Consider the following 24,818-nt stretch of genomic DNA (forward strand, 5'->3'; position numbering starts at 1 on the left):
GGGTGTTTTTTCTTCAGTCGAAGATATCGAGACGCAGAGCGTGGGGCGTGCCCAGCCAGATCACGCCGGTCGTATGGTCGCGGCGCATGTCGTTGCTGACCGGATGGATCATCACGGTCAGGGGGCCGCGCTTTTCTTCCAGCCATTCGATGACGGCGTCAAGGCGTGGGGCGGGGACTGTCAGCTGGCAGCTGCCGATGGGATGCGGGCCGATGGGCCCGTCATGCAGGCGGCCCATCGGGATGCGCCATGCCCGTTTGGCGGCGAGACACAGGGTCTCGGCCACCGTTCGTTCGCCCGTGCCGTAATAGACATGGGCATGATAAAGCGCTGTCGGGAGCGACGGGGCCACGCGTGCGGCCCCGTTCAGAAGTCCGGCAGGGTTTTGCGCGCGAGCGTCGTCCCGGCTTTCCAGGAAACGCAGACCTCGTGCCAGTAGGCCCCGATCTTTTCAAGGATCGGCAGGCTGGTCAGTTCCTCCACCGGGCTGTCGAACAGCGAAAGTTCGAAATCACCCTTGAAGCAGCGCCCCATCTGGGCATCGAAGCCCGACATGGTGACGACCTCGGAAAGGCTGTCGGTGCCGTTCGTTTCAATCGCCGGGTACCAGCGGTTATGCGCCATCGGCAGGCCGTTCACGAAGCCGGGCTTTTCAGCTGTACCGGTGATGGTGAACACGCCTTCGGCGAGGCGGCGGTCATAGGCCGCGAGCGTGGCGCCGAACTTGCCGCCGACCTCGAGCCGGGGGCCGGCTTTGCCGAGGGTGACCGGGCGGCTCATATGGATGGAGCCGAGCTTTTTGGGGTAGCCCTGATGCTGGCCGCGGATGATGGCGAAATCCTTGTCCACCCAGATGAAGGCGCAGCGGCTGTAATGCTTGCCCTGAAACTTGCAGCGGATAACGACGAACATTTCCTTGTACTGGCAGCGCACCGGATCGAGGATTTCATTGAAATCGTCCGAACAGCTTTGCCAGTCGGCCCAGATGGCGGCAACCGCACCCGGGTCCTCGTCAGCAAGTTCGAACCCTTCAGGGAGAAGGGCGGCAATCGCCTTGGGGTCGGTGCGATATTCAAAGGTAATCAGCTCGCCCGAATAGTGCCAGGGCACAGGCGGCAGGATGGCGGATTTGCCCGAAGCGGTGCGCGGATAATAGAAGCCGGACATGGGAATTCTCTTTCCTCGGATGGTCACTGTTGTTGATTGGACTATCTGTCATGCCCGCGCCGCACGCCAGCAAGGGCGCGGATTATGGCCTCATATGCTAAGAAAAATGCTGGCTTCGGCCTATTGTGATCCCATGCAAAACTGCGGCCCTCCTGTGCGGGGCGACCGCTGCGAATGAGGGAAGCATCATGACTGTTGAATATCGCAAGATCCTCCTGGACGGCTATCCGATCCTTGCCACCCGCGAAGGCGACCAGCTTGTCACCCGTGATGGCCGCAAGGTCCATGTGGACGAGGCCGTTCACCTGCCGCCGGTGGAGCCGCGCAAGATCATCTGCGTGCATCTGAATTATCACAGCCGCGTCGACGAGTTCATGACCAAGCTTGGCTCCTCGCCCACCTATTTCCACAAGCCGGTGACGGCGCTGAATACCCACAAGGGCGATGTGGTGCGCCCCAAGCGCTGCAAATATCTGAATTATGAAGGCGAGATCGCCATCGTGATCGGCAAGCATTGCCGCAACATTTCGCCCGCTGAAGCGGGCGATTATATCGCCGGCTATGCCGTTTCGAATGACTATGGCCTGCATGATTTCCGCGATACGGATGCGGGCTCCATGCTCAGGGTGAAAGGCTCCGATACGCTCTGCCCCATCGGGCCGGGGCTCGTCACCGGTTGGGACTATAAAAACAAGATGATCCGCACTTATGTGAACGGCAAGCTTGTGCAGGAAGACAATACGGATAACATGGAGTGGGACATGCACTATCTGGTGGCCGATATTGCCCGCAATATCACGCTGGAGCCCGGTGATGTCCTCCTGTCTGGCACACCGGCAAACAGCCGTCCCGTGCAGCCCGGCGACATTGTCGAAGTCGAGGTCGATGGCCTTGGCAAGCTGACGAACCGCATTGTTGAAGGCCCCTGGCCGATCCGCGATGATGTGGGCGCCCAGCCGACCGAATCGGAAGAAGTGATTTCGACGGCGATGGGCGGCGACTGGGAATTCCGCGGCAAGCGCGCTGCGGGCGGACAAGGCGCCCAATTCTACAAATCGACCCTCGAGGACTGAGCCTCGAAGGGCCTGACACAAGAGGAAGCATCATGACCCTGCCTGACGCCACCCGTTTCTATATCGACGGCAAATGGGTAGAGCCCGAACCCGGCGCGACACTGGCTCCTGTCGTCAATCCGGCAACAGGCGGGGAAGTCTGCAAGATCGCCCTTGGCACCAAGGCGGATGTTGAAAAGGCAGTGATGGCAGCGCGTGCCGCTTTCCCGGCTTTCGCCCGCACGAGCGTGGCCGAACGCCGCGAGCTGCTGGCCGCGATCAACGCCAAGCTCATCGAACGCAATGACGAGATCGCCAAGGCGATCTCGGTCGCCATGGGCGCCCCGATGGGGCTCGCCATCCATGCGCAGGCGCCTTCGGGCCCGCAGCATTTCGAACAGATCCTGACCGAGATCGACAATTACAAGTTCGAGGAAGACATGGGCACCACCCGCATCCGGCACGAGCCGATCGGGGTCTGTGCGCTCATTACCCCCTGGAACTGGCCGATGAACCAGATCGCCACCAAGGTCGCACCGGCGATTGCGGCTGGCTGCACGATGGTGCTGAAGCCGAGCGAACTGGCGCCCCTTGATGCCGTGATCCTCGCCGAGATCATCGACGAGATCGGCCTGCCGAAAGGTGTGTTCAACCTGGTGCATGGCGACGGCCCCGGTGTGGGTTCCTCGCTTGTCAGCCACCAAGAGGTCGACATGGTCTCCTTCACGGGCTCGACCCGCGCCGGCATCGCCATTTCGGAAGCGGCTGCCAAAACCGTGAAGCGTGTGTCGCTGGAGCTTGGCGGCAAGTCCGCCATGATCGTGATGCCGTCGGCCGATATCAAGACCGCCATCGCCACCTCGGTGCGCGAGGTGATGGTCAATTCCGGCCAGTCGTGCAACGCCCGCACCCGCATTCTCGTGCCGAAAGACAGGTATGCCGAGGCAGCAGCCGTTGCCGCCGAAGCCGCGAAAGGCCTTACGGTCGGCAAGCCGGAGGACAAGGTGAACCTTGGGCCCGTGGCCAACCGCAACCAGTATGAAAAGGTCGTCTCGCTGATCCGCAAGGGTGCTGCGGAAGGCGCCACTTTGCTCGCCGGTGGCCCCGACAAGCCCGCAGGCCTTGAGGACGGTTTCTTCGTGGTCCCCACCGTGTTCGGCGATGTGACGCCCGACATGACAGTGGCACGGGAAGAGATTTTCGGGCCCGTGGCCTGCCTCATGACCTATGACACGCTCGATCAGGCGGTCGATATCGCGAACGACAGCGAATATGGCCTGTCGGGCGGGGTGTGGGCGGCCAGCCGCGAGGAAGCGGCCGAGGTGGCCGCGCGCCTGCGCACTGGCATGGTGCATATCAACGGCGCCGGGCTTGATAGCGCTGCGCCCTTTGGCGGATACAAGATGTCCGGCAATGGCCGCGAATGGGGCAAATACGGCCTCGAAGACTATCTCGAGCTGAAATCGGTTTACGGCGCGAACGGCTGATCGCCGTTCGCGATCCCCTCCCTTCAAGCTTCTTGCAACAGCCGGGCGGCGGCCTTCGCCTTTTCCGCCCGGCTGTGCGCCATGATCGGCACGATCAGCAGCGCATAGCCGATGATGAAGAAGACGACGCTTGAAAGCTCGACCCCGAAATAGTTGCCGTCGCCGACGATCTGCGAGGCGATATAAGGGCCGATGGCGAGACCCGTCATCTGGATCGCGAGCGCGAAACTCATCACCCGGCCGCGCAGGTCGAAGTCCGAAATGGCAGCAAGGATGAAGGGCAGAACCTTGTTCCAGGCGAGATTGAAGCCGCACACAGCGACCAGATAGGTCAGCGGCCCCGGCCCCGGCATCAGGATCGCGATGAAGGCAGCCCCGCCGAGCACGCCAAGCGTGATGGGGGCAAACCGCCCCACCGCTTTCGAGGAAATGATGACGGCGAGGAAGGCCCCGATCACCCCGAAAATCTGGGAGAGGAACAGGTCGTTCGCGACCGTCTGATCGGATAGCCCGGCGTCGATCCCGATCAGGAACAGGTACGCCCAGACGATCCCCTGTGAGATATTATAGGCAAGAAAGCCGACAAGGGTCGGCACCAGCAGCCGGAAATTGATGGGCTCGTGGACCTCTGTCTCGGGCGGCGTTTCATGCGGGGCAACGGGGATGAAAGGCACAGCCAGAAGGCCGAGTGCGGAAGCCACCGCAAAGGCGATGAAAAGCCCCGAAAGCCCGATGGTATCCAGAAGATAGGGGATCATCAGCAGCCCGAGCGCGCCGTAGGATAGAAGCACGGTGAGGTAAATACCGAGGTTGAAATCGGTGCGCTTCGTGAGGCCGATGGCCGCGAAACTCAGCGAAATCAGCCCGCCGTGCCCGAAGCCGGCGATGAAGCGCGCGATCCCGAGCGAATGAAAGTCGGTCATGAAGGCCGAAAGTATGTCGCCGCCTGCCCCCACAAGTGCACAGAGCGCAAGGCAGACCCGCCAGTTGCTGCGCAGCGACAGGACCGCGAGAAGAATCGTGGATGCCGCGATCCCGAACATCTCGTAAGCCGCAAGCTCGCCCGCCTGCCCTTCGCTAAATTTCAGGATCTCGACAAAGCCGCCGACCAGCCCCGGCTGGATGATGAAGGATATGTTGGCAGCAAGGCCGAGCAGTACGGCAGCCGTCACTGAGGACGGCGCATCCGGGCTGTAGCCGCTTTTCACCTGAAACAAACGCATGAACGCACCTCCCCTATGAGACGGGCAGTTTCACCATAGGGCAGGTGCGCGGCATGACAAATGTGGCCTTTTTGCCAATTGCGGGGCGGGAAGCGACATGCAGGCCCTTCAAATGTCCGAATTTGACAAGCGGCGTGCACTATCAAGAGGAAGGCTTGAGCGTTACCCGAAGTGCGGGAAGTGACACGCGACATATAAAATCCAGGGAGGCTTGTAACCGTGATGCAGATTGAAAAGGGGCATTCGGGCTTGAGGCGGCAATTGCTGGCGTCATCGGCCGTAGCAGTGCTGGTGGCGGTGGCGCCCGCCGCGCACGCGCAGCTCATTGAGGAAATCGTTATCTCCGCGCAAAAGCGCGAGCAGAATATGCAGGAAGTGGGCGTTTCGCTGACCGCATTCAGCGGCGACGCGCTCAAGGAATTCGGCTTCAACGACAGCACGCAGATTGTGGCGCAGGTGCCAGGCCTGAATGTCGGCACGCCGGTGGGCGAGGGCAACAACCCGTCCTTCACGCTGCGCGGTGTGGGCCTCAATGACTTCAACGACAATAACGAAGGCCCGATTGCCGTTTATCTGGATGATGTCTATCAGGCGGCCCTGCCGGGCCTCACCTTCCAGCTTTTTGACGTGGAACGGGTGGAAGTGCTGCGCGGGCCGCAAGGCACGATCTATGGACGTAACGCCACGGGTGGCCTGATCAAGTTTGTCTCCCGCAAGCCGACGGAAGAGACCGAAGGCTATATCGACGTGGAAGGCGGCGCCTACGAAAGCCTCAATGTGAAATCGGCCATCTCCGGCGCGCTGGGTGATGGCGTGCGCGGGCGTCTGGCGGCGGCCTATGGCCGCAACGGCGGCTATGTTGAAAACCGTATGGGGCCCACCACGAACGAAGCCAACAGCATCGCTCTCCGCGGCCAGATCGAGTTCGACGTTGGCGATGACGGCCTTCTCAACCTGAAGGGCATCTATTCGCGCTCGAAGACCGATGCGCCGCAGTATCAGCATCAGGCGACACTTGGTGCGACGGGGGCTGACAACCTGCCCTTCTGCCCGACCGATGTGCCGCGCGACAATTATTGCTATGCCGACACGGATGATGACGTGCATGCGGGCGAATATGACCGCCACGGCGACCTGAAGATCGAGGTGAAGGGCGTTCACGCCACCTACGAGCATGATTTCGGCGGGATCGAGCTCACCAACACCTTCTCGTACCAGAATACCGAGAAATTCCACGAGGAAGACACGGACGTTGGCCCCAATCCGGGGATCGAGCCGACCTTCCGGTCGGAAAATGACGCCCTTTCGAACGAACTGCGCCTGATGGGCCGCTATGACAAGGGCTTCTGGCAGGTTGGTGTCTTCTATCTCGATACCAAAGTGAAAAGCGCGAATGACTTGCCGGTATACTGGCGCGGTGACTTCGCGGCACTTCTGGATAGCGATCCTGCTGTTTTTGGCGGCGCGCTGGAGGCCTTCACGCCGGGCTACGACAAGGGGCCGGGCCTTGTTCCCGCCATCTATTATGACGTGGACTATACCCAGAAGACCAAATCCTACGCCGGATTCGCGCAGGTTGAATATCTGCTGACCGAAGAACTGAACCTGACGGCAGGTATCCGTTACACCAAGGAAAAGCGGAACTTCGATTATATCAACCGCGCCCCTGAAGGGTATCTCCTGAACAATCTGCTCGCCGGCCTTGGCGAAGCAAACTTCATGAGCCTTCATGCCGGCGATGTGAACGGCTTTGCAGCCGCCCTCGGCGCAGGTGACCCGGATGTCGTGTCTGCCGATGCGTCGCGGATCAACGACGATAACGTGATCGGCAAGGTCTCGCTCGACTGGCAGGTGGATAACCGGACGCTTCTTTATGTCACCTGGAGCAAGGGCTTCAAGGCGGGTGGCTTCAATGCCGGCTTCATCGACCAGACCGACTTCCTGACCTCCGATCAGGTGGCGTTCGACCCCGAGGTGCTGACGTCTTACGAGACCGGTGTGAAATGGACGTCATCTGACAATGCCCTGCGCATCAACGCCTCCGGCTTCTATTATGACTATAACGACTTCCAGGCCCTGACCTTCCAGGGGCTGTCGCAGTTCATCACCAATGCGTCGGCCAAGTTTTATGGCGGCGAGGCGGAGATCGGCATGCGGCCGGTCGAGAATCTCGATATCCAGCTGGGTGTCAGCTATCTCGATACCGATGTGGACGGCGTGACTGTTCAGGGTGAAACCGCCGATAACCGTCGTGCGGTGCTGGCGCCCAAATTTACGGCAAACGGCTTCATCGCCTACACGATCCCGATGGATAACGGTGACGAGATCATCCCGTCGGCGAGCTTCAATTACCAAAGCAGCCACTATTTCGATATCACCAACAGCGATATCTCGAAACAGAAGGGCTATATGCTCGTCGACATGCGTCTTGCCTATCGGATGGAAGACAAGGGGCTGGAGTTCGCAGCCTTCGCCAAGAATGTGTTCGACAAGGAATACAAGGTTTACACCTTCGATTTCACCGGACCCGGCGGCTACAACCAGCTTTTCTACGGCAAGCCGCGTTGGTGGGGTGTTTCGGTCGGTTATCGCTTCTGATCCGGCCCATCCAGAACAAGCTACCGAAGACCCGCCAACCCGGCGGGTCTTTGCTTTTTCAGCGCGCGGATGCATCGGCGCTTGACTCATATTTCTATTAAGGATATTAAATATCCATAAGGATAAAAAATATCCTTAATAAGTGATCTTCATCACCAGAGCTGCTCAAGAAAGGACCCGAGTCATGTCAGCACGTCTCAACTATTTCGCCCTCTCCGGCAGCACCGCCAAAGGCTATCTCGATTTCAGCACTGCCCAGCATGGCGGCTCGATCGAGGAAAGCGCGCGTCACCTTGTCGATATTCGTGTGTCGCAGCTCAATGGCTGTGCCTTTTGTCTGGACATGCACGTCAAGGAAGCCAAAATCGACGGCGAACGTGAACTGCGCTTGCATCACCTGGCGATCTGGCGGGAATCCCCCCTTTTCACCCCGCGTGAGCGCGCCATTCTGGAATGGGCCGAACTCTTGACCAAACTGCCGCCTGAAGGTGTTTCCGACGAAGCCTTTGCTGCCGTGCGTGCGCACCTCAGCGACAAGGAAATTTCCGATCTCACCTTCATTGTGCTGACCGTCAACGGCTGGAATCGCCTCAGCATCGCCTTCCGCCCGGTGCCGGGTTCGAACGACAAGATGTTCGGCCTCGACAAGGCCGGCCTTGCCTGATGCAGCTTCGCAACCAGGTCGAATGGGCACTCCATTGCTGCGGCATCCTTGCCGGGGTGCCCGACGACCGCTACCTGCCGACCAAGGCTTTGGCGGAATTCCACGGCGTGCCGAAGGAATATCTGTCCAAGGCCTTGCAGGCCTTGTCGCAGGCCGGGCTGGTGGAAAGCACGCTGGGGCCGTCCGGCGGTTACCGGCTGGCGCGGCCGCCCGAGGCGATCAGCTTCCTTGATATCGTTGAAGCGGTGGAAGGCAAGGCTTCCACCTTCGTCTGCACCAACATCCGTTTCAACAACCCTTGTGTGCCAACGGACGATTGCGCTGCCGCAAGCCGCCCCTGCGCCATTGCGCGCGTGATGTGGGAAGCCGACAAGGCGTGGCGCGACCGGCTGAAGGCTACCACCTTGGCGGACCTTGGAAAAACGCTGGTCACCGATCTGGATGAGGCAACACGGGACCGCATTGCGGACTGGGTTCAAACACACAGCTGAGAGATAGATTGGATTTTAGGCATATTTCAGCGAGATTTTAACATACGCCCATTATAGTGCCTGTGGGGTCGAGATGGTTGGGATGTGGAGGTTTGTGTGTTTACTTTCCCTGAACTATCTCTCGCCGGCAACAAGACCGGCAACGACAGCTTTATCCTTGAGGCCATTCGGAACGCTCTGGCGACCATCGAATTTGAGCCTGATGGAACAATCATCACCGCGAACGACAGCTTCCTGACCCTGATGGGGTACGGGCTGGATGACGTGCGCGGCAAGCATCATCGCATCTTTCTGGAGGCTGCCTATGCGGCCTCGGAAGATTATGTATCCTTCTGGCAAGGCCTGAAGCGCGGCGAGGCCGCTGTCGCCGAATTCAAACGGATCGGCAAGGATGGCAATCCCGTGTGGATCAGGGCGTCCTATTGCCCGGTCAAAGACAAAGGCGGCAAGGTCATCCGTATCGTCAAGGTCGCGATGGACGTGACCCGCGATGTGCTTGAAAGCGCCGATGCCAAAGGCCAGCTGGATGCTATCTCGCGCTCGCAGGCCGTCATCAGCTTCGCGCCGGATGGCACGATCCTCGATGCCAACGAGAATTTCCTGAGGGCAACGGGGTATGCCCGCGACGAAATTGTCGGCCATCAACACCGCATGTTCGTGTGCCCGGAAGAGGCACGCACATCGGACTATGCCGCTTTCTGGGAAAAGCTGGCGGCCGGAAACTTTGATGCCGGCCAGTATCGCCGCATCGCAAAGGAAGGCCGGGAAATCTGGCTGCAGGCAACCTACAATCCGATCTTCGATCCTGAAGGCCGGGTTGTGAAGGTGGTGAAATATGCTTGGGATGTGACCGAAGAAGTGCTGAGGAACGCCGATTATAAAGGCCAGATCGAGGCTATCGGCAAGGCGCAGGCCGCGATCAGCTTCGACCTTGACGGCAATATTCTGGACGCCAACGAAAACTTCCTGCAGGCGGTTGGCTACAGCCTTGCCGAGGTCAAGGGCAAACACCACCGCATGTTCGTGGAGCCGGGTGAGGCTCAGACGCCGGCTTATGCTGAATTGTGGAAGCAGCTTCGTTTTGGCCGGTTCCAGGCAGGCGAATTCAAGCGTGTCGGCAAGGGCGGGAAGGATGTCTGGATCCAGGCGAGCTATAATCCGATCCTCGATCCAACAGGCCGCCCCTTCAAAGTCGTGAAGTTTGCGACGGACATCACAAAGCGGGTGGAACTGCGGCTTGAAACCCGCCGTGTCGGAGCGCTTGTGGATCAGAATCTGACCAGAATCCTCGATAGTGTCAGCGATGCGAGCGAACAGTCGGTCTCTGCGTCGGCGGCGTCCGACCAGACGCTGGCGACCGTTCAGTCGGTGGCGGTAGCAACAGAAGAGTTCGAGGCAACAAGCCGCGAGATCGCTATCAATATGGACCGCTCCCGCGAGCAGGTGACTCGTGTGATGGAAGAAACCCAGACGGCGGACGAGCATGCGGACAGCCTCGTGAAAGCGGCTGAAGCCATGGGCAATATCATCAGCGTGATCGAGGATATCGCCGGGCAGATCAATCTGCTGGCCCTGAATGCCACCATCGAATCGGCCCGCGCGGGCGATGCCGGCCGTGGTTTTGCGGTGGTCGCGAACGAGGTGAAATCGCTTGCCAATCAGGTGGCGGGTGCCACGGCCCAGATTTCGGAAGAAATCGGCAGCATGCAGGGTATCAGCCGTGATGTGGTGGGCTGCCTGACCGCCATCCGGACAAGCGTCAACCATGTCGAGAACAGCGTGACGAGCGTTTCGAGCGCGGTTGAGGAACAGGCTGCGACCTCGCAGGAAATTTCCCGCAACATGCAGGTGGCTGCCGGCGCGGTTGAAGAGTTCGCGGCCAATCTCCGGGCGATCACCGATGCAATCACGCAGTCGAACGAACTGGCGACCGAAGGCACGAACCTTTATCGGTCCTTGCAGGACAAAACGCAGGTCCAGTCGCAGGCAGCGGCCTGACGCACCGGAATATATTGAAAGAAAAGGCGGGGCTTTGGCCTCGCCTTTTGATTCTAGCCGATCAGTTCCCTGAACCGGCGCTCGCCAGTGCCTGAAAAAATGATCGCCCGTGTTGCAGGCTGGCGTTGCGCCCAGCCGAGCGCAAAGAACTGGTCGAGGATCAGTTTGCCGGCGCTGCCTGCAAGATGATGGCGCCGCACGCTCCAGTCCAGACAGGTGCGGCATTCAGGGCGGTTTGACCTCGGCAGGCTTGCCGGAGTGAGGCCAATGACGGACAGTTGCTCCCATCCCCGGGATGAGATAACGAGCCTGGCGCCCGTGTCCATCAGCCATTTGTCAGCGATCATCCGGTCGAGAAGCGCCACACCCATGTCGCCTGCCAGATGGTCGTAACAAACGCGGGCTTTGCGCATGGCAGCGTCCGTGGGGCCTGTGCGGGTGCGCTTGCCGGTGCCACTTGTGTCTGCAACTCGCATCAGCGCTTCAAGGAGGGCGGCAACGTCGCGACCGGCCAGCCGGTAATAATGGTGCCTTCCCTGTACCTCGCGCTCGATCAGGCGCCCCTCCATCAGCCGGGCAAGATGTGAACTCGCCGTCTGCTTGGTGATGCCGGCCTCGATGGCCAACTCACCGGCCGTCAGCGCACGACCGTCCATCAGGGCGTTCAGCATATTGCCGCGGGCGGGGTCGCCAACGAGGGCAGCAATCCGGGAAATGTCGGGGCCTTCTTTCATAGTTCGACCCTAATCGAACCATTATGTCTGCGCAATCGGTTAGAAGGGCATCACCATCCGGCAAGGAGATGTGCCCATGATAACCTGTTTCATCCGCTACGAGATTGATCCGTTCCGAAAGGATCTGTTTGAACGTTATGCCCGTGGCTGGGGCGAGGCGATCCCGCGTTGCGGGGCCGACCTCATCGGCTATTTTGCGCCGCACGAGGGCTCGACCACCGTGGCATACGGGGTCTATTCCCTCCCGTCGCTCGCCGATTACGAGGCCTACAAAACCCGGCTTGCGGCCGATCCCGCAGGGCGGGAAAATTACGAGTTTGCGCGAGCCGAAGGTTTCATCCGGCGGGAGGACAGACTGTTCCTGAAGCTTGCTTCTGCGCCTCACGGGGTGAAGGGAGGCGTGCAATGATCGCCGTCCTTTTTGAAGCTGTGGCGAGCGACGCCCACACGCACGAATATTTCGATCTGGCAGGTCAGTTGCGCCCGCTTCTTGATGAAATCGATGGCTTCATCTCAATCGAGCGGTTCGAAAGCATCACGACGCCGGGCAAGGTTCTGTCCCTGTCTTTCTGGCGGGACGAGGAAGCCATCCAGGCATGGCGACGGACGGTCGCGCACCGCAAGGCGCAGGCGGTCGGGCGGCACCATGTATTTGATGACTACCGGCTGCGGATCGCTCACGTGGTGCGCGATTACGGCCTGAACGACCGGACGGAGGCCCCCGACGACAGCCGGGAGGCCCACGGCGAACATGGCTAAGTCGGCCTGAATATGCCATCTGCCGGACGGGTGACAAAGACGGAACCATCGGTCTATTGTTCCTTCATGGCTCGGTATGAAGGAACGCTCCCTATGCATCTGGTTTTTCTCTACGGCCCCCCGGCGGCAGGAAAATATACCGTTGCCAGGCTTCTGGCGGCGGAAACCGGCTATGCGCTTTTCCATAATCATCTGGTGGTGGATGCGGTTGCGGCCGTCTTCCCCTTTGGCAGCGAAAGCTTCGTGCGCCTGCGTGAGGATTTCTGGATGAAAAGCTTTGAGGCGGCAGCGCGCGAGGAACGCTCGCTGATCTTCACCTTCCAGCCGGAAGGCTCCGTCGCCCCCGATTTTGCAGGGCGTGTCGCCGATCTGGTGCGCGGAGCGGGCGGAAAGGTCACATTCGTGCATCTCACCCTGTCGCGTGAGGAACAGGTTGCCCGGGTCGACAATGCCGACCGCGCGAAGTTTGGAAAACTTCGGGATGTAGTGCTGTTGAAGGCGTTGCAGGACGAATTCACGGCCTGCGAACGCGCGATGCCGACGCCGGACCTGACGATCGATACCGCCCGTGTGCCGCCCGAAGAAGCGGCGGCGATGATCAGGGCAGTCCTTTAAGGCGGGTGGGGCATCCTGCGCCCCATTCGTGACAGATTTCCTGATTATCTCTTCAAATAACATTGAGTTGCCTTCGGCGCGCACCTGTCCCACAGTGCGCGCGCCGGCATGAAGCACCTCCCCGCTCTTGCCGTGCGGACTGACGGCGCCCCGCCGTTTTCCCCGCATTCGCCTTCAGGCTGCCGTTCCTGCAACGGGTTCGGCGCATGCCTTTTTCACTGTTGCCCCATCCTGTGAAGGAGATTTCGAAAATGACCGACCAGACCCCGACCTTCGAACTGCCGCCGCTCCCCTACGGCCACGCAGACCTCGCGCCCGCGCTTTCGGAAGAAACGCTGCAGGTTCACCACGGCAAACACCATGCCCGCTATGTGACGGTGCTGAACGGCTTCATCGCCGACAAGGGCCTGACCGCCACCTCGATCGAGCAGGTGACGAAAGACGCGCATGCCAAGGGCGACAAGCCGGTCTTCAATAACGCGGCACAGGCCTGGAACCATGCCTTCTTCTGGGAAAGCATGAGCCCCAAGGCAACCGCACCTGCCGGTGCGCTTCTTGATGCCATCAACGCGGCTTTCGGTAGCGTGGAAGAGCTGAAAAAGCGCTTCGTGGCTGAAGGCGTCGGCCATTTCGGCTCCGGTTGGGCGTGGCTCATTGTGCGCGCTGGCAAGCTTGAGGTCGTCTCGACCCATGATGCCGGCCTGCCGATTCTGGAAGACGGTGTGACCGCCCTTCTGGCCTGCGACGTGTGGGAACATGCCTACTATATCGACTACCGCCAGGACCGCCCGACGTGGCTCGGCAACTGGTTCGACAAGCTCGCCAACTGGGATTTCGCGGCCCGGCAATTTGCCGCCGCAATCGAAGGCGGCGAAGGCTGGCGCTACCCCGCGCCGAAATAAGCGACAAGACCTATCCGAGAAGAGGCCCGCCCAATCTGGCGGGCCTTTTTTCTTGGGGATGCGCTGGCGGCGTCAATCTACTATTGATTGATATTTTCGGGCGCCAGCAGTAGATTCCCGGTTTCTTTACAGCCGACAGTTTCAGCGTGACGACAAGTGTTCCGGTATTCCGCAATCCAAGGGAGGCCCCGGCATGACCGCTCGCCCTCGTTCGTCAGTAGCCAGCAACAAGGAAATCAGCAGCCCGACGCTTACCGCGGCGGAAGACGTGCGCGTCCTGAGCGTACGCCCGGACACGCTTGATTTCCGGGACCGCATGTTCGAACCGACACTCGTTGAAGTGCCGCTTCGACGAACCCTCGATGATTATTGCAGCGCCGGTGTGCCGATCCTTGATCAGGGCCGCGAAGGCGCCTGCACCGGCTTCGGGCTTGCCACGATGGTTCACTATCTGCTGCGCACCCGCAAGGTTGAACGCTCCGAAGATATGGTCAGCCCCAACATGCTCTATGACATGGCCCGTCGGTACGATGAATGGGCCGGTGAAAACTACAGCGGCTCCAGCTGCCGGGGCGCCATCAAGGGATGGTTCAAGCACGGCGTGTGCGACACCAAACTGTGGCCCAAGTCGCTTGGCGAAGCGGCGGTTGTGAACCATGCAATCGCCACCGATGCCTCGCGCCGGCCGCTCGGCGCCTATTTCAGGGTCAATCATCAGGATCTTGTGGCCATGCACTGCGCGATCACGGAAGCGGGCATCCTTTATGCCAGTGCCGCCGTGCATCAGGGCTGGCAACGGGTCGGCAAGGACGGGGTGATTGCCTATCCGGGCGGCAACATGATCGGCGGGCACGCCTTCGCCATTGTTGCTTATGACGAAGAAGGGCTTTGGATCCAGAATTCATGGGGCACCAAATGGGGCAAGAAAGGCTTTGCCCGGATTTCCTATGAAGACTGGCTGGCGAACGGCAGCGATGTGTGGGCGGCCCGGCTTGCGGTGCCCACTCGGCGTGGTGCGGTCGATGCTGTCAGCAGCCTGGCGCACGGTGCGGCCCAGATTCCGGCGCTCGCCCTCAGCGAGTTGCGCCCGCATGTCATCAATGTCGGTAATGACGGCAAGCTTGACCCCAAAGGGGATATCGGCACAACGCCCGAAACGCTGGCCGAAATCGTGCGGGGTGACATCCCCCGTCTGACCAAGGGCTGGTCCAAGCGGCGTATTGTCCTTTATGCCCATGGCGGCCTTGTGGGCAAATCGAACGCCTTGCAGCGGGTCAATGATTACCGTGCCGCCATGCTCGGGGCCGAATGCTATCCGCTTGCCTTCATCTGGAAGACCGATTTCTGGACCACGGTGCGCAATATCCTCGCGGATGCCAATCGTCAGCGGCGGCCCGAAGGCTTCATCGACGACAGCCGGAATTTCATGCTCGACCGGCTGGACGATCTCCTTGAGCCGGCCGCTCGCACGCTCGGCGGAAAAGCCGTCTGGAACGAAATGAAGGAGAATGCCGAGCTCGCGACCCTGCGCAAGCCGGGGGACGGCGCGGCGCGGCAACTTGCCGATCTCCTGGCTGCCGACAAGGATATCGAGCTGCATCTGGTGGCCCACAGCGCCGGCAGCATTTTCTTCGCCCGCTTCGTCGAATACTGGACGAAGACGCTTGGCCTGCCCGTCGCCACCTGCACCCTGTGGGCGCCGGCCTGCACGACGGCGCTGTTCAAGAAACATTATCTGCCGGCGATAGACAGCGGGAAGATCGAACGCTTCACCCTTTTCACGCTGACCGACCAGACCGAGCAGAATGACAATTGCGCCAAGATCTATAACAAGTCGCTGCTCTATCTTGTCTCCAACGCCTTCGAGGAACGGTTCCGGATTCCGATTTTCCGGCCGGACGGCGAAGCGATCCTCGGCATGGAAAAATTTGTCGAGAAAGACAAGGCGATCAAGGCCCTGTTCAAGGGCAAGAAGGCCGTACACGAATGGATCCGCTCACCGGCCGGCTTGCCGGAAGGCGATCCTTATGCCTCGGAAGCCCAGCATCACGGCGATTTCGATGACGACCGCTTCACCGTGAAGGCGACGCTTGCGCGCATTCTGGCCGCCAAGAAAGGCTTCCACGGGACCGTCAGCTTCGCCCGCTCTGCCTCCTCCCGCCGCTCAATGCGCGAACGACTGAGCGACTGAGGGTATAGCCAGCGCGGGCCCCTCCAACTCGCCCTTCAGGCTGGCTTGCGCACCGCGATCAGGGCAGCAAGGGCAGCGAAGAGGGTTGCCACAAGGAAGGTCGTCTGCAGGCCGCCTGCCGCGAACACCGACCCGAGGACCGCGGCGCCTGTAATGAAGCCGAGGCTGCGGGAGAGATTGAGAAGGGCCGAGGTCATGCCGCGCTGGTCGGCGGCGGCCTCCTGCATGACCATCGTATTGTTGGCGGTGTGGAAGAAAGCATAGCCGAGCGTGACGGCCATCAGCGGGCCGATATAGCCGGGGACCCCAAGCGACGCAGGCGCCGTGGCAAGGGCGAGGGCGCCAGCCGTCATCAGGGTCAGCCCCCCGATCTGGCTGCGGCGGACACCGAACCTGTCAGCTGCGCGCCCTGCCGGCACACCGGCAAGCGCGACCATCAGTGGCCCGGCAGACATCACGAGGCCAACCGACGCTGTATCGAGGCCAAGGCCGTGCGCCAGATAGAAGGGGCCGACCACAAGCGATGCCATCATGATGGCGGAGACGAGGCAATTCATCACAAGGCCGGCGCTCAAAACCGGGTTCCGGAACAGGCCGGGGCGGATCAGCGGGTGTGCCGTCTTCCTCTCGAACCGGACAAAAACTAACCCGCCCGCGACCGCCGCACCCACAAGGCCAGCGTTCACGAGGGCGGAACCCCCGGCGCCGGTCATGGCCAGCGCATAGGCCGCAAGGACAGCGGCGAGGAGGAGGGTGCCGACCGTATCGAATTGGCGAGGGTCGAACCGGGATGCAGGGGCTTCGGCGGGTACGCTGCGCGCGATCAGGGCGAGCGCGGCGACACCGAGGGGGAGATTGACCAGAAAGATCGACGGCCAGCCGAAAGCTGAGACCATGAAACCGCCAAGCGTGGGGCCAAGCGTGGTGCCCGCCGCCGACATGGTCGCGAGGAGGCCCATCGCTGCGCCGGCGCGTTCCTTCGGCACCGCGGCCCCGACAAGCGCCATTGTCATGGCCATCATGACCGCCGCCCCGACCCCCTGCGCCACGCGCGCGGCAAGAAGCCAGTGGGTTGACGGCGCAGCGGCGCAAAGGGCCGACGCCAGCATGTAAAGAAGGATGCCGCCCATCAGCAGGCGGCGCCGGTCCATCATGTCGCCGAGCCGCCCAACCCCGGCCATGAAGGCGGTCATCGACAGGAGATAGGCGAGAACAATCCACTGGGCTGTATCAAAGGTGGCACCGAACGCTTCGGTCAGGGTCGGCAAGGCCACATTGACAATACCGGTGCCCACGGCCGCGATGAGCATCGAAAGGGAAAGGCTGACGAGTGCTAGCTTTGCGTTGCCTGAGGGGGCGGCAGGCATGGCATCGGGGCCTTCAAGGCCTATTGTTGCACTGTTGTTCATGGAATTCACCAATTCCTGTTGAATATATGCGTGCGCATGCATATATTCAACAGGAAGCAGAGAGTCAAGTGGATGAACGGAATGAATGGATATCTGGCCCTTTTTGATCGGCTCGGGCAGCTTGGGCGGCAGCGCTACCGCATGGCGGAAGACTATTTTGCGCGGCTCGGGCTCAATCACACGGAAGCGCGTCTCCTGACGCTTCTGACCCAGGCGGGTGGCCGGGCGACGCAGGATGCCCTCGCAGGCCAGCTTTATATCGATCGCAGTAATGTGGGGCGGGCCCTAAAAGCGCTGGAGGCGCGCGACTATGTAGCGCGGCAGAAGGATGCGAAAGACAAGCGCGCCAACTTTGTGCAGATCACCGCAAAAGGCAGCGCAGCGGCGGGTGAAATTGCCAGTCTGAAGGGTGAAATGGCGGCGGCCTTCTTCAACGGCCTCGAGGAATCAGAAGCGGCAATGATCGCCGGTCTCCTCGGTCGGGTGGAGCCATTTGGGGCCAATACGGCGTAATAGCATGTGAAGCGAAGGGGGGCTGACATGAAAGATACAGCAAAGGGATATTGCAATTGCGGCGCGGTCGCCTTCGAGATCGAAGGCGCCATCAGGGACATCTATATGTGCCACTGTTCGATCTGCCGCCGGTGGACCGGGCACGCTGGTGTCGCGGTGGTGGTTGTGCCGAAAGCGACTTTCCGCTGGGTGCGGGGGCAGGATCAGATCGGATCATGGTCTAAGCCGGATGCGGACTGGCAAAGCTCGTTCTGCAAGACATGCGGATCGGCGCTCCCTGGCACCAATGATCCTTCAACCGTGTTCATTCCTGCCGGACTGATTGCAGGCGGCGCCGAGAAACTGAAAGTGGCCCATCATATATGGGTTGGCTCCAAAGCGCCGTGGGACGAGATCAATGATGAGGCCAAGCAACATCCTGAGGCGTTCATAAGTAGCTGAGGCCGATACACGTTCCGCAGCATCAGCCCTGTTCCGTAACGGTTACAAAAAAATGGTCGCACTAAGGTCTATTTAAACTATTTCCGCCTATTATTGGCCAAGAGATGTCCAATTGGCCCCCAATTGGGCGATACAAAGCCGGTCGCCCCATCTTCTCCCTGCGACAATTCTTGCGAAGACTCCGGAACAAGGAACACACTAATAACAATTTATTAGTGTGTGCGTGCCATTCTGGGACGATCAAGATATGATTCTTGAGAATTCGACAGGATTCGCCAATGTTTGATCGCCCCTCCCCCCTTAACGAAGAAATCAAGTTCGGCGTCGATGAAATCATCGTCTCCAAAACCGACACTCGCGGTTATCTGACCTATGCCAACGATGTTTTTTGCCGTGTCGCTGAAATGTCGACGCACGATGTGATTGGCAAGCCGCACGCTATTATCCGCCATCCCGATATGCCGCGCGCGGTGTTCAAGCTTTTGTGGGAAACCATCAAAGGCGGGAACGAGATCTTCGCCTATGTGAAGAACATGTCGGCAACGGGTCGTTATTACTGGGTCATTGCCCATGTTACCCCCAGTTTTGCGCCGGATGGCAGTATCAGTGGCTTCCATTCCAACAGGCGATGCCCATCCCGCAAAGGTATCAGCGACATCGAACCCCTGTATCAGCGTCTTCTGGATGAAGAACGGAAGCATTCGAACCCCAAGGACGGCCTCGCCGCCAGTTATCAGTATCTGACGGACATGCTGGCCGAGAAGCAGGTTTCCTATTCCAAGTTCATCTGGTCGACAGGGGAATAATGATGTTTTCCTTCAACAAAACGTCTTTTAACGGTGAAGAGCTTGCAGCCCTGAAGGCGGAACTCGCAGCCCTGCGCGAAGAAAACCGACTTTACCGTGATGCTTTCGCCGAAGTTCGCTCGGTCGCGGCTCGGGCTGCCAAGGGCGATCTCTCTGCGCGTATTGTCCATTGGGACGATTTCGGTGACCTGACAGAGACGCTTGCCGCCTTCAATCATGCGCTCGATATGGCAGACGCGTTTGTGCGGGAAGCAGGTGAGGCCTTGAACGCGGCGCTTGAGAAGCAATTTTACCGGGTCTTCCTTACGCAAGGCATTCTTGGTGATTTTGGGCGCGGCGCCGAGATCATCAACGTTGCATCCGCCAAGATGAAAGAAGCCGACCGCGCCAAGAAGCAATTCGTCAGCGATATCAGCAAGGCGTTCGAGCAAGACGTGCTCAGCATTGTCTCTGCCCTTGCCAGCAGTGCCCGACAAACATCGGAAGCTGCCGCCCGACTGATCGAACATTCCAACAATAACCAGACACAGGCAACAACGGTTGCCTCGGCGGCCGAGCAGGCAACCGTCAACGTTCAAACCGTCGCTGCGGCAGCAGAACAACTGACGGCTTCGGTGGAAGAAATCGCCCAGCAGGTCAGCGCGTCATCGCAGAAGACCGGCCTCGCCGAGCATGAGGCGAACGGTGCATCAACCACCATCAGTCTCCTGAACGAGGCCTCGACCTCAATCGGCCAGGTGGTCAGCCTGATCAATGACATTGCAGATCAGACCAACCTGCTTGCCCTTAATGCAACGATCGAGGCGGCGCGTGCCGGCGACGCGGGGAAGGGCTTTGCCGTTGTGGCCTCGGAGGTCAAGTCACTTGCTGGTCAGACCGCCAATGCGACAAAGGATATTGCCTCGAAGGTCAAGGAAATCCAGACCAAGACGACGGTTTCCGTCGATGCGGTCGAAAAGATCAGGTCGCTGATCACCTCGCTCAACGAGATTGCCGGGGCAATCGCTTCGGCGACCGAAGAGCAGAGCGCTGCCACGATGGAAATCAGCCGCAATATTCAGGAAGCATCACAGGGTACAGCCGAAGTGTCCCGCAGCATCGCAGCGGTGAATGATACCGTAGGACGGGCCATGCGCCGCGCCATGGAAGTACGTCAGGCGGCTGAGCATATGCAGGTGGAGGTGACAAACCTCAACAGCAAATCGGAAGCGTTCATCCGGTCGATCTCCGAGATGTGAAGGACACGGATGCTGAGCTGTCAAAAACAGAAAGCTCGCCTTCTGGCGGGCTTTTTCATGGCTGTTGCGGCGTGGGATTGTTGGGATCGAAGGGCAGCAGGAAGTGGGCTTCGATGCCGTACTTCCGGGGGATAGAAGCCAGCGGTTCTGCTGGATCGGCCAGCAAGCCGGAGATGGCCGTGTCGAACGCTTTCGCATGCGCGGCGTCCCTGAAGCACAGGAATTGCGGCAGGGAGCGATAGAATTTGATGGGCGAAACCCGGTATCCGCCTGTATTGCGCTCTTGCGGCTGCTGCAAAAAATAGGAAATGCCGGTGTGATCCCCGACAAAGGCATCAAGCCTGCCGTTCTCCAGCATCCGCACGGCGCTTTCGAGGGTGCTGACCTCCGAGACCTGCTGGAAGTCCCAGTTCTCGTCAGCCAGTTCAGGCAATGCCTTCAGGGCACCCCGGAAAATCCCGATGCGGCTGCTTTGCAGGTTCGAAGGCGTGTGGGGCTTCGGATTTTCAGGGTTCGCTGCAACGAAAAGCGCATCCCGCCAGTGGCGATAGGGCAAGGATTGGTGGCATTCAAGCCCTTCGGCGATATTCCATGCCGAGATGGCATCAAGCTTGGTCTGTTGCCAGACGCGTCGATGCCGATTGAGCGGCATATCGAGATAGTCCGCCGCAAAGCCCATTTTGGCAAAGGCCATATTCAGTATTTCAATCTCCAGGCCCTTTTGTGCCACGAAATCTATGACATAGGGTGCTGCTTTGGAGGAGAGGCCAATCTGAAGGCGCGGCTCGCCGCTGGAAGCGTTTGAGGCAGGAACAGGCACAACCGCGATGCAGAAAAACGAAAGGGCGAGCGCCGCATACGTGTAGCGAGAAAAGAAATCACGAAGAGCCACCATGTCCGCTCCGCATAAGGCTGTGGTTTGATTTCTCGACCCCAATAGATTTGCCGAAATTTTGGCAAATAATTCCAATTATTGCAAGGTAACGGCCCCCTCTGAAGCGAAAGGCCACGGCACCTTCGGTCTCGTTTGGCAAATTTTCCGAAAAGCGGATCTTCAGATTTTGAGGTCTTGGCCGGAAAACTGCTGGCTGGAGAAGATGGTGTTCATGATGCGATCTTCGGCCTGGCTGAGGATATCATGGACAATGGCCCGGACGCGGCTCGGCTCGTCGCAGCGCATCACCTCGATCGCCATGACATGCTGGTCGGCAGTGTAGGGCATGCTTTTCAGCCTTTTGAGATAAAGCCAGTAAATCCGCATGGCCCCGTCCTCCAGCTGGTGAACCCAATCATGCATCAGCGGAAAGCCGACGCTTTCGCACAGGGCGATATTGATTTCCTTGTTCTTTTTCAACAGCGCAAGGGCTTCATCATCAGTTGACGGGCGCAACAGTGCTTCGATCTCGTGGCTCAGTTCTTCCAGCCGCTTGAAGTCGGCTGTGGCGGCGGCAAGGGACAGGATCGACGGCAGCAACATCTTGCGCAGGGTGAAATTCTGCTTGATCTCATGGAGTGTGAGCGGCGCCACAATCGTGATGCGCGGCGACAGGTTGACCATGAATTGCTGGCTGACCAGCCGTTCGATCAGGGTGCGGGCAACCGTGCGGCTGATGCCGAACATGTCACTCAGCAGATTTTCCGAAACCTTCTGGCTCGGCGCCAGCTGCTGCGTGACAATCGCATCCATGATCGCTTGATAGGCGTCACCAGCTTCACTGATCCGGGTTTGGTCGTTCATGTCGAGCAATCCTCAAGAATCAAATTCATAGGTTGCCCTGAATGACCAGAAGGGCGACCCCGAGAGTACTAACTTGATAAGAACACGACAAGGGAAAGCGTCGCTGAAGATCCGGGCGGAAATTCACCCTGATACGATCTGGTCCCCAAAAAGCAAAAGACCCGCCTTTAGGGCGGGTCTTTTCATGGTGGAGCTAAGCGGGATCGAACCGCTGACCTCTTGCATGCCATGCAAGCGCTCTCCCAGCTGAGCTATAGCCCCGTCGACTATGGGATGCCCGGGGCTGCGGCCTCGGGAACGGCGCGGACTATAGTCAGGGACTTCGGTCCGCGCAAGGGTTTTTTTCAAGGGGTTGAGGCTGATGTCAACCCCTTGAAGAATATCGATTATTCGTCGTCCGAAAGTGACGAATCGACCATGCCGGTCACTTCATCGTCGTCATCGTCGTCGAGGCTTACGATATCGTCATCGTCGCCGCCGAGATCGATGTCGTCATCGTCGTCGAGCAGGTCTTCGTTGTCGGTCTCGTCATCTTCCTTCGGCGCTGCCTTGGCGGCGGCGGCCTTGTCGATGATGACCGGCTGCTTGGCTTTCAGAATCGGTTCCGGCGTCCATGTGGTGCCGCAATCGATGCAGGTTGCCGGATCGTCTTTTTGCAGGTCGTAGAAGCGCGTGCCGCATTTCGGGCAGGTGCGCTTTGTACCCCATTCGGGTTTTGCCACGGCTGTCTCCACTCTATCTTGAGCGCATTAAAGCTTGATTTCGGCGCTTCCCTTGCCATGATCCACCGCGCCTGTCAAAGATTCCTTTCGTGCTCATCCCGAAAGTCCGCCTGAAAGTCTGCCCGTGTCTGCACATCACTTCCCCGACGCTGCCCCTGAGCCCCTCGTTTCCGCCCCCGGCCGTGCCCTTGAAGGCGCCGTCCGCATTCCGGGCGACAAGTCGGTCTCGCACCGCTCGATCATGCTCGGCGCGCTTGCCGTCGGCAAAAGCCGGGTAAGCGGCCTTCTGGAGGGCGAAGACGTGATGGCAACCGCCGCCGCGATGCGCGCCATGGGTGCCACGGTCACCCGCAAGGGCGAAGGCGAGTGGGAGATCGACGGTGTCGGTGTCGGCGGCCTGCTGGAGCCCGACGACGTGATCGACATGGGCAATTCAGGCACGTCCACGCGCCTTATCATGGGGCTGATCGCCACGCACCCGATCCAGGTGACGATGACGGGCGACGCGAGCTTGCGCAAACGCCCGATGGGCCGGGTGATCGATCCACTGACCGACATGGGCGCCAGCGTCCATGCCCGCACAGGAGGGCGCCTGCCGCTGGTGATCAAGGGGACGGACATGCCGCTTCCCATCGATTACACAACCCCGATGGCCTCGGCGCAGGTAAAATCGGCGGTGCTTCTTGCCGGCCTCAACACCCCGGGCATCACAACCGTGCGCGAAAAGGTGGCAACACGGGATCATACCGAACGGATGCTCTCCTCCATGGGGGCCGATATCCGGGTCGAAGACGGGACGGAAGGCCGCGTGGTGAAACTCGTCGGCCAGCCCGAACTCAGCCCCATCCATATGGAAGTGCCGGGCGATATTTCTTCGTCCGCCTTCCCGATGGTCGCGGCCTCCATCGTGCCGGGCTCGGACGTGCTGATCCGCAATGTGGGGCTCAATCCCCTGCGCACCGGCATCATCTTCGCCCTGCGCGAGATGGGCGCCGATATCACGGTCGAGAATGAACGCGTGCTTGGCGGTGAGCCGGTCGGTGACCTGCGGGTGCGTGCGGCCCGCCTTAAAGGGGTTCAGGGCCTGTCGGTTGACCCGTCCACGATGATCGACGAATTCCCGGTGCTGTTCGCCGCCGCTGCGGTCGCCGAGGGCGACAGCCGGTTCGACGGATTGCACGAGCTGCGCGTGAAAGAATCAGACCGCCTTGCCGCCATGGCTGCAGGCCTGAAGGCCAACGGTGTGGAGGTCGAAGAATTCGACGATGGCATCATCATCAAGGGCTGCGGTGGCAATGTGCCGGGTGGCGGCACGGTCGAAACCCATCTTGATCACCGCATCGCCATGAGCTTTGCCATTCTTGGCCAGCGTGCCGACAAGCCCGTGACCATCGATGACGCCCGCGCCATCCGCACGAGTTTCCCGGTCTTCATTGAAATGATGAAGGGGCTGGGGGCAGGGCTCGAGGCCTAGGCCCCGCCTTCCTTGAACTGGGCGAAGGTGACGATGTGGCCGCCGGGCTCGCGGTAGCCGATCTCGGTGGCGCCGTAGAAGGTTTCGCGCTTTTCCATCACCACCGGTTCACCGGCGAGGGCTGCCTCGATGCTGTCGATATTATCGACTTCGATGAACAGAAGCACCGGGCTGCCGGCTTCAGCGCCTTCCTTGAAGACGTCCGAATCGCCGATCAGGCTTTCACGGGTCTGGAACATCAGCTGCGTGGGGCCCTGTTGCAGGATCACGAAGCCCTTGTGGTCGCCTTCGGGCACGCTCACCGTTTCCGCGAAGCCGACCTTGGCGAAAAAGGCCGCAGAAGCCTCTACCCGGTCAACCGGCAGCACAGGTGTGGCGGAGCGAATCATCCCTTGCTTTCCTGTCTCGTCGGCGCGCAGGGCGCCGATCGTGATGGCCAGAAGGCCAATAAATCCAATCAGCAGAACGACCAAAGGCCGAAACGGCTTCTCCATGCAGATATCCCCCGATAGCAGGACAGGGAGTGTGACGTGGATGGGCGCTTGCCGCAAGGGGCTGGCGTTCGCGCGTGCGACCGCTTATGGAAGGCGAAACGG

25 protein-coding genes and 1 tRNA gene are annotated in these 24,818 nt (G+C 60.0%); 16 read left to right on the plus strand and 10 right to left on the minus strand.

Translation table 11 applies throughout. The annotated features are described in order from the left end of the window. Positions 1-13: 13 nt before the first annotated feature. The gene (locus tag PH603_RS02975; protein WP_289504441.1) at positions 14-352 is read right to left on the minus strand and encodes a DOPA 4,5-dioxygenase family protein; all 339 of its coding nucleotides are present in this window, start codon (positions 350-352) and stop codon (positions 14-16) included. A 14-nt stretch (positions 353-366) separates the two neighbouring features. Continuing rightward, positions 367-1,167 carry an acetoacetate decarboxylase family protein gene (locus tag PH603_RS02980; RefSeq protein WP_289504442.1) on the minus strand — a complete coding sequence of 267 codons (801 nt, stop codon included), beginning with the start codon at positions 1,165-1,167 and terminating at the stop codon, positions 367-369. A 188-nt stretch (positions 1,168-1,355) separates the two neighbouring features. On the opposite strand from PH603_RS02980, the gene PH603_RS02985 reads away from it, so the two are divergent. Both PH603_RS02985 and PH603_RS02990 read left to right on the plus strand, forming a co-directional pair. Then, positions 1,356-2,240, plus strand: a complete 885-nt coding sequence (locus tag PH603_RS02985; RefSeq protein WP_289504443.1) for a fumarylacetoacetate hydrolase family protein — start codon at positions 1,356-1,358, stop codon at positions 2,238-2,240. A 32-nt stretch (positions 2,241-2,272) separates the two neighbouring features. Further along, positions 2,273-3,706, plus strand: a complete 1,434-nt coding sequence (locus PH603_RS02990; RefSeq protein ID WP_289504444.1) for an aldehyde dehydrogenase family protein — start codon at positions 2,273-2,275, stop codon at positions 3,704-3,706. Positions 3,707-3,729: 23 nt separating this feature from the next. On the opposite strand, the gene PH603_RS02995 is transcribed toward PH603_RS02990, so the two are convergent. Next, a complete protein-coding gene (locus PH603_RS02995) occupies positions 3,730-4,929 on the minus strand; it encodes an MFS transporter (RefSeq protein WP_289504445.1) in 1,200 nt (399 codons plus the stop codon). Positions 4,930-5,151: 222 nt separating this feature from the next. On the opposite strand from PH603_RS02995, the gene PH603_RS03000 reads away from it, so the two are divergent. The 4 genes from PH603_RS03000 (at position 5,152) to PH603_RS03015 (ending at position 10,680) form a co-directional block, all read left to right on the plus strand. Next, a complete protein-coding gene (locus PH603_RS03000; RefSeq protein ID WP_289505660.1) occupies positions 5,152-7,527 on the plus strand; it encodes a TonB-dependent receptor in 2,376 nt (791 codons plus the stop codon). Positions 7,528-7,711: 184 nt separating this feature from the next. After that, the gene (locus PH603_RS03005; protein WP_289504446.1) at positions 7,712-8,191 is read left to right on the plus strand and encodes a carboxymuconolactone decarboxylase family protein; all 480 of its coding nucleotides are present in this window, start codon (positions 7,712-7,714) and stop codon (positions 8,189-8,191) included. Continuing rightward, a complete protein-coding gene (locus PH603_RS03010; RefSeq protein WP_289504447.1) occupies positions 8,191-8,682 on the plus strand; it encodes an RrF2 family transcriptional regulator in 492 nt (163 codons plus the stop codon). The genes PH603_RS03005 and PH603_RS03010 overlap by 1 nt, the downstream gene beginning before the upstream one ends. A gap of 96 nt (positions 8,683-8,778) precedes the next feature. Beyond that, positions 8,779-10,680 (plus strand): methyl-accepting chemotaxis protein, encoded by a 1,902-nt coding sequence (locus PH603_RS03015; protein ID WP_289504448.1) that lies wholly within the window; start codon positions 8,779-8,781, stop codon positions 10,678-10,680. 53 nt (positions 10,681-10,733) lie between these two features. Here PH603_RS03015 and PH603_RS03020 read toward each other — a convergent pair whose 3' ends face one another. Further along, complete coding sequence (locus PH603_RS03020; RefSeq protein WP_289504449.1) at positions 10,734-11,414, minus strand: ArsR/SmtB family transcription factor; 681 nt, start codon at positions 11,412-11,414, stop codon at positions 10,734-10,736. Between the two features lie 76 nt (positions 11,415-11,490). Here PH603_RS03020 and PH603_RS03025 point away from each other — a divergent pair, with 76 nt between their 5' ends. The 5 genes from PH603_RS03025 to PH603_RS03045 all read left to right on the plus strand — a co-directional run bounded on the left by PH603_RS03025 (position 11,491) and on the right by PH603_RS03045 (position 15,881). Beyond that, positions 11,491-11,823 carry an NIPSNAP family protein gene (locus tag PH603_RS03025; protein ID WP_289504450.1) on the plus strand — a complete coding sequence of 111 codons (333 nt, stop codon included), beginning with the start codon at positions 11,491-11,493 and terminating at the stop codon, positions 11,821-11,823. Then, on the plus strand, positions 11,820-12,173 hold the full coding sequence (locus PH603_RS03030; protein WP_289504451.1) for an antibiotic biosynthesis monooxygenase family protein: 354 nt from the start codon (positions 11,820-11,822) through the stop codon (positions 12,171-12,173). Before PH603_RS03025 ends, PH603_RS03030 begins: the two co-directional genes overlap by 4 nt. Before the next feature lie 93 nt (positions 12,174-12,266). Continuing rightward, a complete protein-coding gene (locus PH603_RS03035) occupies positions 12,267-12,788 on the plus strand; it encodes a P-loop NTPase family protein (protein WP_289504452.1) in 522 nt (173 codons plus the stop codon). Positions 12,789-13,039: 251 nt separating this feature from the next. Next, a complete protein-coding gene (locus PH603_RS03040; protein ID WP_289504453.1) occupies positions 13,040-13,690 on the plus strand; it encodes a superoxide dismutase in 651 nt (216 codons plus the stop codon). A gap of 193 nt (positions 13,691-13,883) precedes the next feature. Next, a complete protein-coding gene (locus PH603_RS03045) occupies positions 13,884-15,881 on the plus strand; it encodes a C1 family peptidase (RefSeq protein ID WP_289504454.1) in 1,998 nt (665 codons plus the stop codon). A 35-nt stretch (positions 15,882-15,916) separates the two neighbouring features. On the opposite strand, the gene PH603_RS03050 is transcribed toward PH603_RS03045, so the two are convergent. After that, positions 15,917-17,290, minus strand: a complete 1,374-nt coding sequence (locus tag PH603_RS03050) for an MFS transporter (RefSeq protein ID WP_289504455.1) — start codon at positions 17,288-17,290, stop codon at positions 15,917-15,919. A gap of 81 nt (positions 17,291-17,371) precedes the next feature. Between PH603_RS03050 and PH603_RS03055 the strand changes: the two genes are divergently transcribed. From PH603_RS03055 to PH603_RS03070, 4 genes are all read left to right on the plus strand, one after another. Continuing rightward, a complete protein-coding gene (locus tag PH603_RS03055; protein ID WP_289504456.1) occupies positions 17,372-17,803 on the plus strand; it encodes a MarR family winged helix-turn-helix transcriptional regulator in 432 nt (143 codons plus the stop codon). Positions 17,804-17,830: 27 nt separating this feature from the next. Continuing rightward, a complete protein-coding gene (locus tag PH603_RS03060) occupies positions 17,831-18,244 on the plus strand; it encodes a GFA family protein (protein WP_289504457.1) in 414 nt (137 codons plus the stop codon). 278 nt (positions 18,245-18,522) lie between these two features. Continuing rightward, positions 18,523-19,050 (plus strand): PAS domain-containing protein, encoded by a 528-nt coding sequence (locus tag PH603_RS03065; protein ID WP_289504458.1) that lies wholly within the window; start codon positions 18,523-18,525, stop codon positions 19,048-19,050. Further along, entirely contained in the window at positions 19,050-20,288 is a 1,239-nt protein-coding gene (locus PH603_RS03070; protein ID WP_289504459.1) for a methyl-accepting chemotaxis protein, read from the plus strand. The genes PH603_RS03065 and PH603_RS03070 overlap by 1 nt, the downstream gene beginning before the upstream one ends. Positions 20,289-20,343: 55 nt before the next feature. Here the strand turns inward: PH603_RS03070 and PH603_RS03075 are convergent, their stop codons facing one another. From PH603_RS03075 to PH603_RS03090, 4 genes are all read right to left on the minus strand, one after another. Continuing rightward, positions 20,344-21,183 (minus strand): substrate-binding periplasmic protein, encoded by an 840-nt coding sequence (locus PH603_RS03075; protein WP_289504460.1) that lies wholly within the window; start codon positions 21,181-21,183, stop codon positions 20,344-20,346. 159 nt (positions 21,184-21,342) lie between these two features. After that, the gene (locus tag PH603_RS03080) at positions 21,343-22,026 is read right to left on the minus strand and encodes a GntR family transcriptional regulator (protein ID WP_289504461.1); all 684 of its coding nucleotides are present in this window, start codon (positions 22,024-22,026) and stop codon (positions 21,343-21,345) included. Positions 22,027-22,211: 185 nt separating this feature from the next. Further along, positions 22,212-22,287: transfer RNA gene (locus tag PH603_RS03085), tRNA-Ala, on the minus strand. 125 nt (positions 22,288-22,412) lie between these two features. Then, positions 22,413-22,748: a TIGR02300 family protein gene (locus PH603_RS03090; RefSeq protein WP_289504462.1), complete on the minus strand. Its 336-nt coding sequence runs from the start codon at positions 22,746-22,748 to the stop codon at positions 22,413-22,415. Positions 22,749-22,872: 124 nt separating this feature from the next. On the opposite strand from PH603_RS03090, the gene aroA reads away from it, so the two are divergent. Then, positions 22,873-24,222, plus strand: coding sequence for a 3-phosphoshikimate 1-carboxyvinyltransferase (aroA, locus tag PH603_RS03095; RefSeq protein WP_289504463.1), 1,350 nt, complete (start codon positions 22,873-22,875; stop codon positions 24,220-24,222). Here the strand turns inward: aroA and PH603_RS03100 are convergent. Beyond that, positions 24,219-24,611 carry a VOC family protein gene (locus tag PH603_RS03100; protein WP_289504464.1) on the minus strand — a complete coding sequence of 131 codons (393 nt, stop codon included), beginning with the start codon at positions 24,609-24,611 and terminating at the stop codon, positions 24,219-24,221. The genes aroA and PH603_RS03100 overlap by 4 nt on opposite strands. Positions 24,612-24,818: the final 207 nt, after the last annotated feature.

It is taken from the genome of Gimibacter soli (assembly GCF_028463845.1).
Taxonomy (GTDB): domain Bacteria; phylum Pseudomonadota; class Alphaproteobacteria; order Sphingomonadales; family Kordiimonadaceae; genus Gimibacter; species Gimibacter soli.

Bases quoted from the DNA above. Each gene is read 5' to 3' on its own strand.
- PH603_RS02980 (WP_289504442.1), bottom strand. From the start codon at position 1,167: ATGTCCGGCTTCTATTATCCGCGCACCGCTTCGGGCAAATCCGCCATC.
- PH603_RS02985 (WP_289504443.1), top strand. From the start codon at position 1,356: ATGACTGTTGAATATCGCAAGATCCTCCTGGACGGCTATCCGATCCTT.
- PH603_RS02990 (WP_289504444.1), top strand. From the start codon at position 2,273: ATGACCCTGCCTGACGCCACCCGTTTCTATATCGACGGCAAATGGGTA.
- PH603_RS02995 (WP_289504445.1), bottom strand. From the start codon at position 4,929: ATGCGTTTGTTTCAGGTGAAAAGCGGCTACAGCCCGGATGCGCCGTCC.
- PH603_RS03000 (WP_289505660.1), top strand. From the start codon at position 5,152: ATGCAGATTGAAAAGGGGCATTCGGGCTTGAGGCGGCAATTGCTGGCG.
- PH603_RS03005 (WP_289504446.1), top strand. From the start codon at position 7,712: ATGTCAGCACGTCTCAACTATTTCGCCCTCTCCGGCAGCACCGCCAAA.
- PH603_RS03010 (WP_289504447.1), top strand. From the start codon at position 8,191: ATGCAGCTTCGCAACCAGGTCGAATGGGCACTCCATTGCTGCGGCATC.
- PH603_RS03020 (WP_289504449.1), bottom strand. From the start codon at position 11,414: ATGAAAGAAGGCCCCGACATTTCCCGGATTGCTGCCCTCGTTGGCGAC.
- PH603_RS03025 (WP_289504450.1), top strand. From the start codon at position 11,491: ATGATAACCTGTTTCATCCGCTACGAGATTGATCCGTTCCGAAAGGAT.
- PH603_RS03030 (WP_289504451.1), top strand. From the start codon at position 11,820: ATGATCGCCGTCCTTTTTGAAGCTGTGGCGAGCGACGCCCACACGCAC.
- PH603_RS03035 (WP_289504452.1), top strand. From the start codon at position 12,267: ATGCATCTGGTTTTTCTCTACGGCCCCCCGGCGGCAGGAAAATATACC.
- PH603_RS03040 (WP_289504453.1), top strand. From the start codon at position 13,040: ATGACCGACCAGACCCCGACCTTCGAACTGCCGCCGCTCCCCTACGGC.
- PH603_RS03045 (WP_289504454.1), top strand. From the start codon at position 13,884: ATGACCGCTCGCCCTCGTTCGTCAGTAGCCAGCAACAAGGAAATCAGC.
- PH603_RS03050 (WP_289504455.1), bottom strand. From the start codon at position 17,290: ATGAACAACAGTGCAACAATAGGCCTTGAAGGCCCCGATGCCATGCCT.
- PH603_RS03055 (WP_289504456.1), top strand. From the start codon at position 17,372: ATGAATGGATATCTGGCCCTTTTTGATCGGCTCGGGCAGCTTGGGCGG.
- PH603_RS03060 (WP_289504457.1), top strand. From the start codon at position 17,831: ATGAAAGATACAGCAAAGGGATATTGCAATTGCGGCGCGGTCGCCTTC.
- PH603_RS03065 (WP_289504458.1), top strand. From the start codon at position 18,523: ATGTTTGATCGCCCCTCCCCCCTTAACGAAGAAATCAAGTTCGGCGTC.
- PH603_RS03070 (WP_289504459.1), top strand. From the start codon at position 19,050: ATGATGTTTTCCTTCAACAAAACGTCTTTTAACGGTGAAGAGCTTGCA.
- PH603_RS03075 (WP_289504460.1), bottom strand. From the start codon at position 21,183: ATGGTGGCTCTTCGTGATTTCTTTTCTCGCTACACGTATGCGGCGCTC.
- PH603_RS03080 (WP_289504461.1), bottom strand. From the start codon at position 22,026: ATGAACGACCAAACCCGGATCAGTGAAGCTGGTGACGCCTATCAAGCG.
- PH603_RS03100 (WP_289504464.1), bottom strand. From the start codon at position 24,611: ATGATTCGCTCCGCCACACCTGTGCTGCCGGTTGACCGGGTAGAGGCT.